Here is a 12,763-nt window from a genome sequence, read left to right as displayed (position 1 = left end):
TTAGTGTCCGGCGCGAACTCCTCCCCCTCACGACGCCGGATTTTGACCGCCCCATGAAGGCCGCCATCGTCGTTTTCCCCGGCTCCAACCGCGAACGCGACGCCGTCGCCGCGCTGGAGGCCGTCAGCGGGACCAAGCCGCATCTGGTCTGGCACCGCGACACCGAACTGCCCAAGGTCGACCTGATCGTCGTGCCCGGCGGCTTCTCCTATGGCGATTACCTGCGCTCCGGCGCCATGGCGGCGCATTCGCCGATCATGCGCGAGGTGAAGGCGCGGGCCGATCAGGGCGTGCGGGTGCTCGGCATCTGCAACGGCTTTCAGATCATCACCGAGGCCGGTCTGTTGCCCGGCGCGCTGATGCGCAACGGCGGACTGAAGTTCATTTGCCGTGTCCAGCATCTGCGGGTGGAGAACACCGACAGCCCCTTCACGGCAAAATACGCCAAGGGTCAGGTCGTGCGTTACCCGATCGCCCATGGCGACGGCAACTATTGGACCGACGCCGAAACGGTGAAGCGTCTGGACGGCGAGGGCCAAGTGGCCTTCCGCTACATCGCCGACGAGGCCCGCGCCGATCCGCGCGGCAATCCTAACGGTTCGGTCACGGATATCGCCGGCATCTTCAACGCCAAGCGCACCGTGCTCGGCCTGATGCCGCACCCCGAGGACGCGGTGGAGGCCCTGCACGGCAACACCGACGGCAAGCCCATGTTCGAAGGTCTGGTGGAGGCCCTGTCGTGAGCGCTGAAGCTACCAAGGCGCAGGAGCGTCCGGTCACCGTCGAACTCGCCAAGGAGTTCGGCCTGTCCGCCGAGGAGTACCAGAACGCCCTGGACATCCTGGGCCGCACCCCGACCTTCACCGAAATGGGCATCATTTCGGTCATGTGGTCGGAGCATTGCTCCTACAAGTCGTCGAAGGTTTGGCTGAAGACGCTGCCGACCACCGGCCCGCAGGTGATCTGCGGCCCCGGCGAGAATGCCGGCGTGGTCGACATCGGCGATGGCGACGCCGTCATCTTCAAGATGGAAAGCCACAACCACCCGTCCTACATCGAGCCCTTCCAGGGCGCGGCGACGGGCGTCGGCGGCATCCTGCGCGACGTGTTCACCATGGGCGCCCGACCCATCGCCAACATGAACGCGCTACGTTTCGGCTCGCCCGACCATTCCAAGACCCGCCATCTGGTGTCGGGCGTGGTCGCCGGCATTGCCCATTACGGCAACTGCGTCGGCGTGCCGACCGTGGGCGGCGAGACCAACTTCCACCCGGCTTACAACGGCAACATCCTGGTCAACGCCATGACCGTGGGTGTCGCCAAGACCGACAGGATCTTCTATTCGGCCGCCGCCGGCATCGGCAACCCGGTCGTCTATGTCGGCTCCAAGACCGGCCGCGACGGCATCCACGGCGCCACCATGGCGTCGGCCGAGTTCACCGAGGATTCGGAGGAGAAGCGCCCGACCGTGCAGGTTGGCGACCCCTTCACCGAGAAGCTGCTGATCGAAGCCTGCCTGGAGCTGATGGAGACGGACGCCATCGTCGCCATCCAGGACATGGGTGCCGCCGGCCTGACCTCGTCGTCGGTCGAAATGGCCGGCAAGGGCGGTCTGGGCATCGAGTTGACGCTCGACACCCTGCCGATGCGCGAAGAGGCGATGACGCCCTATGAGATCATGCTCTCCGAAAGCCAGGAGCGCATGCTGATCATCCTGAAGCCCGGCCGTGAGGAGGTGGCGAAGGCCATCTTCGACAAGTGGGAGCTGGACTTCGCCGTCATCGGCCACCTGACCGACACTGGCAACCTCGTCATCAAGATGTATGGCGAGACCTGGTGCGACATGCCGATCGCCCCGGTGTCCAACGCCGCCCCCGAATACAACCGCCCGTGGGAGCCGACGCCGAAGGCTTCGGATGTCGCCGACAGCGTGTTCGATGGCTACACCGAGGAACTGGGCGACACGCTGACCAAGCTGTTCGGCTGCCCCGATCTGGCCTCCAAACGCTGGATCTGGGAGCAGTATGACAGCCTCGTCGGCGGCGATACCCGCTTCATGTCGGGTCAGGCCGACGCCGCGGTCGTCCGTGTGCCGGGCCAGACCAAGGCGGTCGCCATCACCACCGACTGCACGCCGCGCTACTGCCTCGCCGACCCGGTCGAAGGCGGCAAGCAGGCAGTGGCCGAGGCGTGGCGCAACCTGTCGGCGGTGGGCGCCCTGCCGCTCGCCATCACCGACAACATGAACTTCGGCAACCCCGAGAAGCCGCGGATCATGGGCCAGTTCGTCGGTGCCGTTCAGGGCATCGGCGAGGCCTGCAAGGCGCTGGACTTCCCGGTCGTGTCAGGCAACGTCTCGCTCTACAACGAGACCAACGGCGAGGCGATCCTGCCGACCCCGGCTATCGGCGGCGTCGGCATCATGCCGGACGCGATGATCGCCGTCGGCATCGCCTTCCGAGGTGAGGGCGACGTGATCCTCGCGGTGGGCGAGACGAAGGGCCATATCGGCCAGTCGATCTTCCTGCGCGAGATCCTCGGCCGCGAGGAGGGGGCACCCCCGCCGGTCGATCTGGCGGTGGAGCGCCGCAACGGCGACTTCGTGCGCGGCCTGATCCACGAGGGTCTGGTGGTGTCGAGTCACGACGCGGCCGACGGCGGCCTGATCGTCACCATCGCCGAGATGGCGCTGGCCGGCGGCATCGGTGCCTACCTGACCGGCTTCGACGGCCAGCATGTCCGCGTGCTGTTCGGCGAGGACCAAGGCCGCTACGTCCTGGCCGTCCGTCCGGACGTCGCCGCGACGGTGCAGGAGAAGGCCAAGGCCGCCGGCGTTCCGGTCACCGTGCTGGGCGAAACCCGCGGCACCTCGCTGTCGGGCCGCGGTGGCGAGATCGTCTCGCTGAAGCGTCTGCGCGAGGCGAACGAAGGCTGGCTGCCGACCTATATGGCCGCCGAACTGTAAGACGGCCGGGTCGTAAGGAAAACGGCCAAGCCTGATCGAGATGACCGATCGAGGTCGACGGGGCTGCTTCATGCGAGGCGGCCCCGTTTCTTTTTCCGGCCGGGGAGCGGCGAGCACCCTCCACCGTTCAAGCTCTGTCGTGTACAGACCGACAAATCGCGTTAAACTCGCCGCTCCAAAGGGTCGGATCGGCATATGAGCGCGCCTGGAGGCGGGGAATGGGGTTTTCAGTCACCTTTTGGGGCGTGCGCGGCACCATTCCCTGCCCAATGGCCTCGCATCTGGGGTTCGGTGGCAACACCTCCTGCGTCGAAGTGCAGGCGGGCAAGCAGCGGATCATCATCGACGCCGGCACCGGGCTGAGGATGCTGGGGCGCAAGCTCCTGGCCGAAGGGGTGACCGGCGCCACGCTGCTGCTGAGTCACACCCATCTCGACCACATCAGCGGCTTTCCCTTCTTCGCGCCGGCCTACACCAAGGGCTTCGGCCTTCGCGTCATCTCCGGCCATCTCAATGGCGGTCCCGATATCGAATCGGTGATGGCGCGCCAGATGGAACGGCCGCTCTTCCCGGTACCTCTGCGCACCATGGGCGGTGACCTGAGCTTCCTTGAGGTGCCGCCCGGCCACAGCTTCAAGCTGGAGGGCGGGGTGCGCATCCACACCGCGGCGCTGAACCATCCCGACGGCGCCACCGGCTACCGGATCGAGTATCAGGGCCGGTCGGTCGCCTATGTGACGGACACCGAACATGTGCCCGACCACCCCGACCGCAACATCCTGAACCTTGTCGATGGGGTGGATTTGCTGCTCTACGACTCGACCTACACCGACGAGGAGTGGCTGCAACGGATCGGCTGGGGCCATTCCACCTGGATGGAAGCGGTGCGGATCGCCCGCGCGGCCCATGTGAAGACGCTGGGCCTGTTCCACCACGATCCCGACCACGACGACGCGACGATGGAGCGGATCGAGGCGGCGGCCAAGGCAGAGTTCGCAAATTGCTTCGCCGCGCGTGAGGGAACCACCATTTCCCTCGACTGACATTCCCTGTGCATCGGGCATTATGACCGCAACCATCCTGATTCTGTTCGCCGCCACCTATCTGGGCATGGCGCTGGGCGGTTTTCCCGGCCTGCGCATCGACCGCACCGGCATCGCGCTGGTCGCAGCGATCCTGTTGCTGGCGACCGGGGCGCTGGATACCGCCGCCGCCGTGTCGGCCATCGACTTCCCGACGATCTTCATCCTGCTGGGTCTGATGATCCTGTCGGCGCAATATGCCGGCAGCGGCTTCTACGACTGGTGCGCCCTGAAGGTGGCGCAGGCGGCGAAGTCGCCGGCGCGGCTCCTTGGGGTGATCGTGCTGGTTGCCGGCGGGCTGTCGGCGGTGCTGGCGAACGACGTGGTCGTCTTCGCGATGACGCCGATGCTGTGCCTGGGCCTCCAGGCGCGCAAGCTGGACCCGCGGCCCTACCTGATCGGGCTGGCGGGCGCCGCCAATGCCGGGTCGGCGGCGACTATGATCGGCAACCCGCAGAACATCCTGATCGGTCAGGTCGGGCATCTCGATTTCTGGCGCTTCCTGGCGATCTGCGGCGGCCCGGCACTGGCGGCCATGGCCATCGCCTATGCGACCGTCTGGCTGGTCTGGCGCGGCCGTTTCGGCATGCCGCAGGAGGGGCACGAGGACGCCGTCCAGGCGGCGCCGAAGCTCGACCGCTGGCAGTTGGGCAAGGCGGTGGCGGCGACGCTCGTTCTGCTGATCCTGTTCACCCGCGACATCCCGCAGGAACATGCGGTGCTGCTGATCGCCGGCATCATGATGGTCAGCCGCCGCATGGCCAGCCGCGACATGCTGGGCATGGTCGACTGGCATCTTCTGGTGCTGTTCGGCGCGCTCTTTGCGATCAACCATGCGCTGGGGCTGACCGGCATCCCGACGGCGCTGGTCAACGATCTAAGTGCGGCAGGATGGCTTCCCGACCGGCTGGCGGTGATGCTGCCGCTGTCGCTGGCGGGCAGCAACACTATCGGCAACGTTCCGGCGGTGATCCTGCTGCTGGCCGCCTGGCCATCCCCGCCGGAAGGGGCGCTCTACGGGCTGGCGCTGCTGTCGACCCTGGCCGGCAACCTGCTGCTGCCGGGCAGCCTCGCCAACATCATCGTGGCGGAGCGGGCTGCTGCTGCCGGCGTCAAGCTGGGGTTCGTCGAGCATGCGCGCTGCGGCGTGCCGATGGCTCTGCTGTCGATGGCGGTGGCGGCGGTCTGGCTATGGGCCGGTGGGTGGATGGGGCTGTGACGGGCAGGCTGTGACCTGTGATCAGAGCGTGACTTTCGGAACCGCAAGCCCCTTCTTCCGGGTGCGACAAATGGGGTACTCTGTTCGGAGCGCCATTGTCGTGCGCCGGGGTGGGGGAACGCTGTGGGTCTGGTCGGCCAATTCCTTGAATTTATCGAAAGTGCCCCGAACCAGTCGCTGCGATCGCTCAGCGATCGGGTGCTGCGCAAGTGCCGCGACCTGACCGGTGCCGAGGCCGGCACAGTCTTCATGCTGCGCGGGCAGGGACGGCACCGGCATCTCGATGCGGTCAGCGCGCAGAACGACGTGATCCGCGCCAGGCCGACCCTGTTCTCGGTGCCGGTCAGCCAAGCCTCCATCGTCGGCTATGTCGCCGCGACCGGCGAGACGCTGCTGCTGGAGGATGCCTACGCCATTCCGGCGGACCAGCCCTACAGCTTCAACCCGGCCTTCGACCAGCGCACCGGCTTCCGCACCCGGTCCATCATGGCCTTCGCGCTCAAGGGGTTCCGTGACCGGCCCATCGGCGTGGTGCAGCTGATCAACCGCCGCCCGCTGGAGGGGCCGCCGGCTTTTCTGCCCGACCATGAGCAGATGATCGCCCCGGTCAATCACATCGTCGGCCGGGCGCTGGAACGCGCCGCGACGCTGGAGCGGCTGACCGAACGCAACCGCGCCCTGACCAAGGAGCGCCGCCTTGTCGCCGAACTCCAGGCCGAGACGGAGCGGGCCTTCATGGTGTCGGTCAATCTGCTGGCCCGCGCCGCCGAGGTGCATGACGAGGACACCGGCAACCACATCCTGCGGGTCAACGAATACTCTTACCTGCTGGCGACCTGGGCCGGTTGCAGCCGCGCCTTCTGCCGGGAGATCCGCTTTTCTGCCGCCCTGCACGATGTCGGCAAGATGAGCGTCGATCAGGCGGTTCTGCACAAGCGGGGCCGGCTCGACGAACGCGAGCTTGCGGAAATGCGGCGCCATCCGGTCTATGGCCACGACATCCTGGTCGCATCGGACCGGTTGAAGATGGCCGCCGAGATCGCGCTGTACCATCACGAGCAATGGGCCGGCACCGGCTATCCATTCGGCCTGACGGGTGAGGCAATCCCGCTTGCCGCCCGCATCGTCGCCATCGCCGACTGCTATGACGCGCTGCGTAGCGCCCGGCCCTACAAGCCGTCATTCAGCCATGAGAAGACGGTGGATATCCTGCTGAACGGCGACGACCGGCTGAATCCCAAGGTCCATTTCGATCCGCGCCTGCTGGCGCTGTTCGCCGCCCGCCATGCGGAGTTCGGCGATATCTGGGAGCGGCTGAAGGATCAGGAAACGCAGGATGCCTGAGGCCTGACGAAAGAGGGCCGGTGCGGGCGGTCCATGACCTCCTGCACCGGCCCTGTCTCAGGCTCAGCCCCGCTCAGATGTGGGTCACTCGGCCGGGTTGGTCGCCGCGAGCGCGCGGCGGCGGACCCAGCGGATGCTCTTGATGGCGAGCCACAGACCGCCGATGGCAAGGCCGGTCAGCAGCAGGATCTTCGGTCCATCCTCGCCGATGGCGGCGGCAGCCTCACCGAACATGTAACCGGCGCCGGCGAAGCTCCAGGCCCAGATGCCGGCGGCGATGAAGTTCCAGAACAGGAAGCGCGACCACGGCATCCCCGAGGTGCCGATGGCGACCGACGCGATGTTCCGGACGCCGTAGAGGAAGCGGAAGACCAGGATGAAGGCGACGCCGTATTTCTCCAGCCAACCCAGCACCCGGCAGGCATGGGCATCGGCGGAGGGGAAGCGGGCCAGCGCCTTCTTGCCCCAGCGGCGGCCCAACCAGAACCAGACCTGATCGCCCAGGAAACTGCCGACCCACACCGACCCGACCAGCCAGTAAAGATTGACGATACCGAGCTTGGCGCCCATCCCGCCGAAGATTACAAATGTTTCACCTTCAAAAAAGGCCCAGACAAAGGCCATCGGGTAAAAGGCATTCCCCCATTCCTGCAACCACGAAATCCAGTCCAAAGCTCCCTCCGGGAGACGTCGCATGTGGGTTCGGCGTGCCCGGTGGCGCTTTGATACCGCTTTATTGTGCGATGCGGTACATAAAGCATGGGCTGGAAGGGATCATGACATAAAGCCGTGTGCTTTGTCTCGGAAACTTTATTGACGAAGGGACGCACCCAGCGGTGAGACTGGGGCAGTGAGACTGGCGTGTCAGAAATCCTCGCCCGAAAGCTCTCCCACCGCCTGCCGTGCGGCGCGCAGCAGGGCGGGGTTCGGCTCCGCCGCGCCTTCCCCGTCCTCGCCGTCGGTATCCCCGGAGTCGGGGACGGCGCGGCGCTTCAGTTCGCGCGCCGCTTCGATCAGCAGATGGGCCAGCCGCTGGTCGGGCAGCGCCTGCACCAGAGCCCGCAATTCCGCGTTGGACAGCGCCGCCGGATCGAAGGCCGGCGGGGGAGGCGGCGGGGCCGGGGGGGCGAGCGGCAGGGTCGCGACGGTCGCCGCCATTGCCGCCCGGGGCAGCGGCGCGGCTTCCCGCACCATGTCCACGGCGACCTGGGCGGCCATGGTCGAGGGGGCGGCGCCCGTCGCGGAAGCCCGCGCCCGGCGCGGCTTGCGCACCGGCTCGCTTTCCGGCAGGTCGTCGAACAATAGCCGTTGGACGCTCATCGCTGCAGATGCCCCCTGCGCTCCATCGATGCCGCCAGCGCTGCGGCAGCCAATCCCGTTCACTCGCAGTTTGCGATGTGTTCTCTTTTCATTCTAGAAATCGCGGTCGGTTTGTCGAGTGGATTCTGTCGGGCTATGCCTGAGGAACATCCTGGACAGCCACCGCCTCCAGGAATCGCTCGGGCCGCAGCACGCGTGTGGCACCGGCCTGGCGCACCGACAGAAGCTGGCGGTCGACCGTCACCAGCCAGGGAACCGAGCCGCCGACGGCGGCGGCCAGGAACATGTCGTCTTCCGGATCGCGGCACAGCCGACCGACCGCGGCCGGTGCGACCAGAGTCATCTCCTCGCCGACCCGCTCCAGGAAGGCGTGGCGATCGGCCGCGGCGGCATAGCGGTCGAAGGTGGGGCGCATCAGCACCTCCCGCAGCTCCGCCAGCGTTTCGCTGCTGCCGACGAGGCCGCGGTCGGCACGCACCTGCTCCACGCACCGGCGGATCGCATCGTGGCGCCGGGCGGTGGCATTTCCCAGCAGCGCATAGGCCACCAGGATGTTGGTGTCGAGCACGGCCCGGACGGGGGGGCGGATGGGGGAACCAACCGTGTCGGAGGCGGCTTTGTCGGAACTGAGCATTGATATATTGCAGGGCTGTGTCGGTTGAAGTCGTCGGGCCTGATACGAGGCGTCTGTTGTGGGCAGGAACGCTTTGCGGTAATAACCCGGTAAGGTGTGAACGGACTCTTTAGGACGGAAGTATCGGCATGACCAGCATCCTCGTCGTCGACGACAGCCGACTTGCGCGCAACATGGTTTCCAGCGTTATCGCCTCCTTGCGGCCCGACTGGACCATCGTCACCGCGGCGAGCGGCGAGGAGGGGCTGGAGATCGTCGGCGAGGTGCCGCCGGTTGCCGCCATCGTCGATTACAACATGCCGGGCATGGACGGGCTTGCTCTCGCCGAACGGCTGAAGGAGCGTTTCGTCGGCCTGCCCATCGGGCTGCTGACCGCCAACGTCCAGGACACGCTGAGGCGCAAGGCCGAGGCGCTGGGCGTCCGCTTCATTGCCAAGCCGATCACCTCGGACAAGATCCGTGACTTCCTCGCCGCGGCCGGGCAGTGACGGCGATGGGACAGCCCGGATCGGTTCCATCGGCGGACAACCCGCTCCGTCTCGACGCCGACGAGGCCGACGCCATCGCCGAACTGTTCAACATCGGCATGGGTGAGGCGGCCGCCGGCCTCAGTTCCATGCTGGGGGAGGAGGTTCATCTGTCGGTGCCGTCCTTCGCGGTCTCGACCCGTGCCCGCATCACCAGCGAGGTCGGCGACGAGCTGGATGGCGACCAGCCGGTCTGTGCGGTGCGCGGTGCCTTCACCGGCCCCTTCACCGGCGAAGCGATGCTGATCTTCCCCGAGCGCGGCACGCTGGCCCTGGTCGGCCGCCTCGTCCCCGTCGACCCCGCTGCCGAGGCGCCGGGCGAGATGGAGCAGGACGCGCTGACCGAGATCGGTAACATCATCCTGAACGGCTGCCTCGCCAGCCTGTCCAACCTGATCGGCGGCGAGCTGTCGGGTGCGGTTCCGGGCTATGGCGCCGGCGCGCCGGCGGCGGTGATCGGGTCCGGCACCGATCCGGTGCTGTTCGTGCGCATCGACATGGCGCTGGCGGCTGGCGATGCCAGCGGTCACGCGCTGTTCCTGCTGGACATCGCATCGCTCGATGCCTTCCGCGAGGCGATCCGGCGGGCTTTGGCGGGGCTGTAAAAAAGGGGGGCGCGAACGCCCCCCGATTTCATCATCCCTCGATCTTCGAGAAGTCGGCCACCGCGTTCAGCGTCGTGCGGATCTGCGTCAGCAGGCGCAGGCGGTTGGCGCGCAGGTCCTTGTCCTCCGCGTTCACCGTGACCTTGTCGAAGAAGGCATCCACCGGGCCGCGCAGCTTCGCCAGCGCCGCCATGGTGCCGGTGAAGTCTTCCGCGTCCAGCAGCGGCTTGGCGGTGGCCGAGGCCTCGTTCAGCGCCGCGAACAGCGCCTTTTCCTCGTCCTGCGCCAGACGGTCGGCATCGACCGGCTGGTCGAAACTCGCGCCGTCCTTCTTCTCCTCGATGCGGACGATGTTGGAGGCACGCTTGTAAGCTGCTGCCAAGTTGGCGCCCTCGTCGGAGCCGACGAACGCCTGGAGAGCTTTCACGCGGGCCAGCAACCGGACCAGATCGTCCTCGCCGCCGAGCGCGAACACCGCATCGACCAGATCGTGGCGGACGCCCTGCTCGCGCAGCACCACCTTCAGGCGGTCAGCGAAGAAGGACATCAGGTCGCCACCGACGTTGTCGGCCGGGGCGAAGCCGCTGACCTTGTAGGCGCCATGGGCCGCCGCGAAGATGTCTCCCAGCTTCACCCGCAGCCCGTTCTCCAGCACCAGACGGATCACGCCAAGTGCGGCCCGGCGCAGCGCGTAGGGGTCCTTCGATCCCGTCGGCTTCTCGTCGATGGCGAAGAAGCCGACCAGCGTGTCGATCTTGTCGGCCAGCGCCACCGAAACCGAAACCGGGGCGGTCGGGCAGCTGTCCGACGGACCCAGCGGCTTGTAATGGTCGGCGATGGCGTTGGCGACGTCGGCGCTCTCGCCCTGGCCCAGCGCGTAGTAGCGGCCCATGATCCCCTGGACCTCGGGGAACTCGCCGACCACCTCGGTCACCAGATCGGCCTTGCACAGCAGCGCGGCGCGGCTGGCGGCGTCGCTGTCGGCACCGATGGCGCGGGCGATCTCGGCGGCCAGCAACTGCACGCGGGTGACCTTTTCGGCCACCGTGCCCAGCTTGGCATGGAAGGTAATCTTCTCCAGCGCCGGGACGCGGGCTTCCAGCTTGGTCTTGCGGTCCTGGTCCCAGAAGAACTTGGCGTCGGACAGGCGGGCGCGCAGAACGCGCTCGTTGCCGGCGACCACGGCCTTGCCGCCGTCCAGCGTCTCGGTGTTCGCCACGACGATGAAGCGCGGAGCCATCTTGGCCTCGGCGTCCAGCACGGCGAAATACTTCTGGTGGGTGCGCATGGAGGTGATGAGAACCTCCGATGGCACATCCATGAAGCTCTCGTCGATGCTGCCCATCAGCACCACCGGCCATTCGACGAGGCCGGCGACCTCCTCCAGCAGGGCGTCGTCGGGCGACAGGGTCAGGCCCTGGGCCTTGGCCAGCGTCTCGGCATCGGCCTTGATCTTGGCCTTGCGCTCCTCGCGGCCGAGCACGACCTTGGCGGTGCGCAGCTTCTCCTTGTAGTCGGCGAAGCTCTCCACCGTGAAGGCGTCGGGCGCCAGGAAGCGGTGGCCGCGGGTGCCGTTGCCGAAGACGATGCGGCCCTGGGTGCCGCCGATGTCATAGCCGCCGTCGAGCACGCGCCCGCCGAACAGGGCGATGATCGAGTGCAGCGGACGGACCCAGCGTGCGGTGCCGGTGCCCCAGCGCATCGACTTGGGCCAGGGCAGTTCGGCCATGGCGGCGGGGATGATCTCCGCCAGCACCTGGGCGGTCTCGCGGCCCTTCTTCTCGGTCACAGCGAAATAAAACACGCCCTTGCCGGTATCGCGTTGCTCGCACTGGTCGAGGCTGTCGAGACCGGCTGACTTCAGGAAGCCGGCGACCGCCTGCTCCGGCGAACCGACGCGCGGACCCTTCTTCTCTTCTTTGACGTCTTCGGTGCGGTCCGGAAGTCCATTCACCACCAGCGCAATCCGACGAGGGGTGGACTGCTCTACAGCAGCTTGGAAGCCCAAACCAGCGGCCGCAAGCTTCTCAACGATCAGACGGCGAAAATCCAGCGCAGCTTTCGCTTGCATGCGTGCCGGAATTTCTTCCGAGAACACCTCGATGAGAAGTTCGTTATTCAGGATCTGAGCCATGTTTTTACTTCGCCCCCGTCCAGGCTTCACAGCAGGCCTTGGCCAGCGTGCGCACGCGGCCGATATAGGCTGCGCGCTCGACAACGCTGATCACGCCGCGGGCGTCCAGCAGGTTGAACAGATGCGACGCCTTGATGCACTGGTCATAGGCGGGCAGCGCAAGGTTCTGCGCCACCAGCGCCTGACACTCGGCCTCGGCGTCCTTGAAATGCTGGAGCAGCATGTCGGTGTTGGCGAACTCGAAATTATGCTTCGAGTATTCGATCTCGGCGCGCTTGAACACGTCGCCGTACTTCACGCCCTGGCCGTTGAAGTCCAGGTCGTAGACATTCTCCACGCCCTGCACATACATGGCGAGGCGCTCCAGCCCGTAGGTCAGCTCGACCGCGACGGGGTCGCACTCGATGCCGCCGACCTGCTGGAAATAGGTGTACTGCGTCACTTCCATGCCGTCGCACCACACTTCCCAGCCCAGGCCCCAGGCGCCCAGCGTCGGGCTTTCCCAGTCGTCCTCGACGAAGCGGATGTCGTGCAGCGCCGGGTCGATGCCGATGGCGCGCAGGCTGTCCAGGTAAAGCTCCTGCGCGTTGGCCGGCGAGGGCTTCATGATGACCTGGTACTGGTAATAGTGCTGCAGGCGGTTCGGGTTCTCGCCATAGCGGCCGTCCTTGGGCCGGCGCGACGGCTGGACATAGGCCGCCTTCCAGGACTCTGGCCCCAGCGCGCGCAACGTGGTCGCGGGGTGGAAGGTGCCGGCGCCGACCTCCATGTCGTAGGGCTGCAGGATGACGCAACCCTGCTCCGACCAGAACTGGTGGAGCTTGAGGATCAGGGCCTGGAACGACAGGCCGCGGCGGTCGGCGGAATTTCCGCCGTCGGAAGTCCCGATCTGGGAGGCCATGGACGGTCCACAATAGAAATGTTGAAAACGCG

Annotated in this window: 12 protein-coding genes; 7 read left to right on the top strand and 5 right to left on the bottom strand. The window is 66.7% G+C overall.

Translation table 11 applies throughout. From position 1 onward, the window contains the following. Nucleotides 1–53 precede the first annotated feature (53 nt). The 5 genes from purQ (at nucleotide 54) to ABNQ39_RS08895 (ending at nucleotide 6,610) form a co-directional block, all read left to right on the top strand. Nucleotides 54–743 (top strand): phosphoribosylformylglycinamidine synthase subunit PurQ, encoded by a 690-nt coding sequence (purQ, locus tag ABNQ39_RS08915; protein WP_098739252.1) that lies wholly within the window; start codon nucleotides 54–56, stop codon nucleotides 741–743. Beyond that, the gene (gene purL, locus ABNQ39_RS08910; RefSeq protein ID WP_376956957.1) at nucleotides 740–2,965 is read left to right on the top strand and encodes a phosphoribosylformylglycinamidine synthase subunit PurL; all 2,226 of its coding nucleotides are present in this window, start codon (nucleotides 740–742) and stop codon (nucleotides 2,963–2,965) included. Before purQ ends, purL begins: the two co-directional genes overlap by 4 nt. A 218-nt stretch (nucleotides 2,966–3,183) precedes the next feature. Beyond that, the gene (locus ABNQ39_RS08905) at nucleotides 3,184–4,008 is read left to right on the top strand and encodes an MBL fold metallo-hydrolase (RefSeq protein ID WP_376956955.1); all 825 of its coding nucleotides are present in this window, start codon (nucleotides 3,184–3,186) and stop codon (nucleotides 4,006–4,008) included. A gap of 22 nt (nucleotides 4,009–4,030) precedes the next feature. After that, nucleotides 4,031–5,266, top strand: coding sequence for an SLC13 family permease (locus ABNQ39_RS08900; RefSeq protein ID WP_376956953.1), 1,236 nt, complete (start codon nucleotides 4,031–4,033; stop codon nucleotides 5,264–5,266). A gap of 123 nt (nucleotides 5,267–5,389) precedes the next feature. After that, on the top strand, nucleotides 5,390–6,610 hold the full coding sequence (locus ABNQ39_RS08895) for an HD domain-containing phosphohydrolase (protein WP_376956951.1): 1,221 nt from the start codon (nucleotides 5,390–5,392) through the stop codon (nucleotides 6,608–6,610). 84 nt (nucleotides 6,611–6,694) lie between these two features. Here ABNQ39_RS08895 and ABNQ39_RS08890 read toward each other — a convergent pair whose 3' ends face one another. The 3 genes from ABNQ39_RS08890 to ABNQ39_RS08880 form a co-directional block, all read right to left on the bottom strand. Further along, on the bottom strand, nucleotides 6,695–7,234 hold the full coding sequence (locus tag ABNQ39_RS08890) for a DedA family protein (RefSeq protein ID WP_376956949.1): 540 nt from the start codon (nucleotides 7,232–7,234) through the stop codon (nucleotides 6,695–6,697). Nucleotides 7,235–7,474: 240 nt separating this feature from the next. Beyond that, a complete protein-coding gene (locus tag ABNQ39_RS08885; protein WP_376956947.1) occupies nucleotides 7,475–7,930 on the bottom strand; it encodes a hypothetical protein in 456 nt (151 codons plus the stop codon). Between the two features lie 133 nt (nucleotides 7,931–8,063). Beyond that, nucleotides 8,064–8,564, bottom strand: a complete 501-nt coding sequence (locus ABNQ39_RS08880) for a putative toxin-antitoxin system toxin component, PIN family (protein ID WP_376956945.1) — start codon at nucleotides 8,562–8,564, stop codon at nucleotides 8,064–8,066. 128 nt (nucleotides 8,565–8,692) lie between these two features. Between ABNQ39_RS08880 and ABNQ39_RS08875 the strand changes: the two genes are divergently transcribed. Next, the gene (locus ABNQ39_RS08875; RefSeq protein ID WP_098739258.1) at nucleotides 8,693–9,052 is read left to right on the top strand and encodes a response regulator; all 360 of its coding nucleotides are present in this window, start codon (nucleotides 8,693–8,695) and stop codon (nucleotides 9,050–9,052) included. Between the two features lie 5 nt (nucleotides 9,053–9,057). Then, nucleotides 9,058–9,696 (top strand): chemotaxis protein CheC, encoded by a 639-nt coding sequence (locus tag ABNQ39_RS08870; RefSeq protein WP_376956942.1) that lies wholly within the window; start codon nucleotides 9,058–9,060, stop codon nucleotides 9,694–9,696. Nucleotides 9,697–9,727: 31 nt separating this feature from the next. On the opposite strand, the gene glyS is transcribed toward ABNQ39_RS08870, so the two are convergent. Together glyS and ABNQ39_RS08860 are read right to left on the bottom strand one after the other, a co-directional pair. Next, on the bottom strand, nucleotides 9,728–11,830 hold the full coding sequence (glyS, locus tag ABNQ39_RS08865; protein WP_376956940.1) for a glycine--tRNA ligase subunit beta: 2,103 nt from the start codon (nucleotides 11,828–11,830) through the stop codon (nucleotides 9,728–9,730). Nucleotides 11,831–11,834: 4 nt separating this feature from the next. Then, complete coding sequence (locus tag ABNQ39_RS08860) at nucleotides 11,835–12,731, bottom strand: glycine--tRNA ligase subunit alpha (protein WP_376956938.1); 897 nt, start codon at nucleotides 12,729–12,731, stop codon at nucleotides 11,835–11,837. Nucleotides 12,732–12,763 lie beyond the last annotated feature (32 nt).

Source organism: Azospirillum sp. A26 (assembly GCF_042604635.1).
GTDB lineage: Bacteria > Pseudomonadota > Alphaproteobacteria > Azospirillales > Azospirillaceae > Azospirillum > Azospirillum palustre.
Note: the sequence above shows the minus strand (reverse complement) of the source record. Positions and strands in the feature narration are given on the sequence as shown.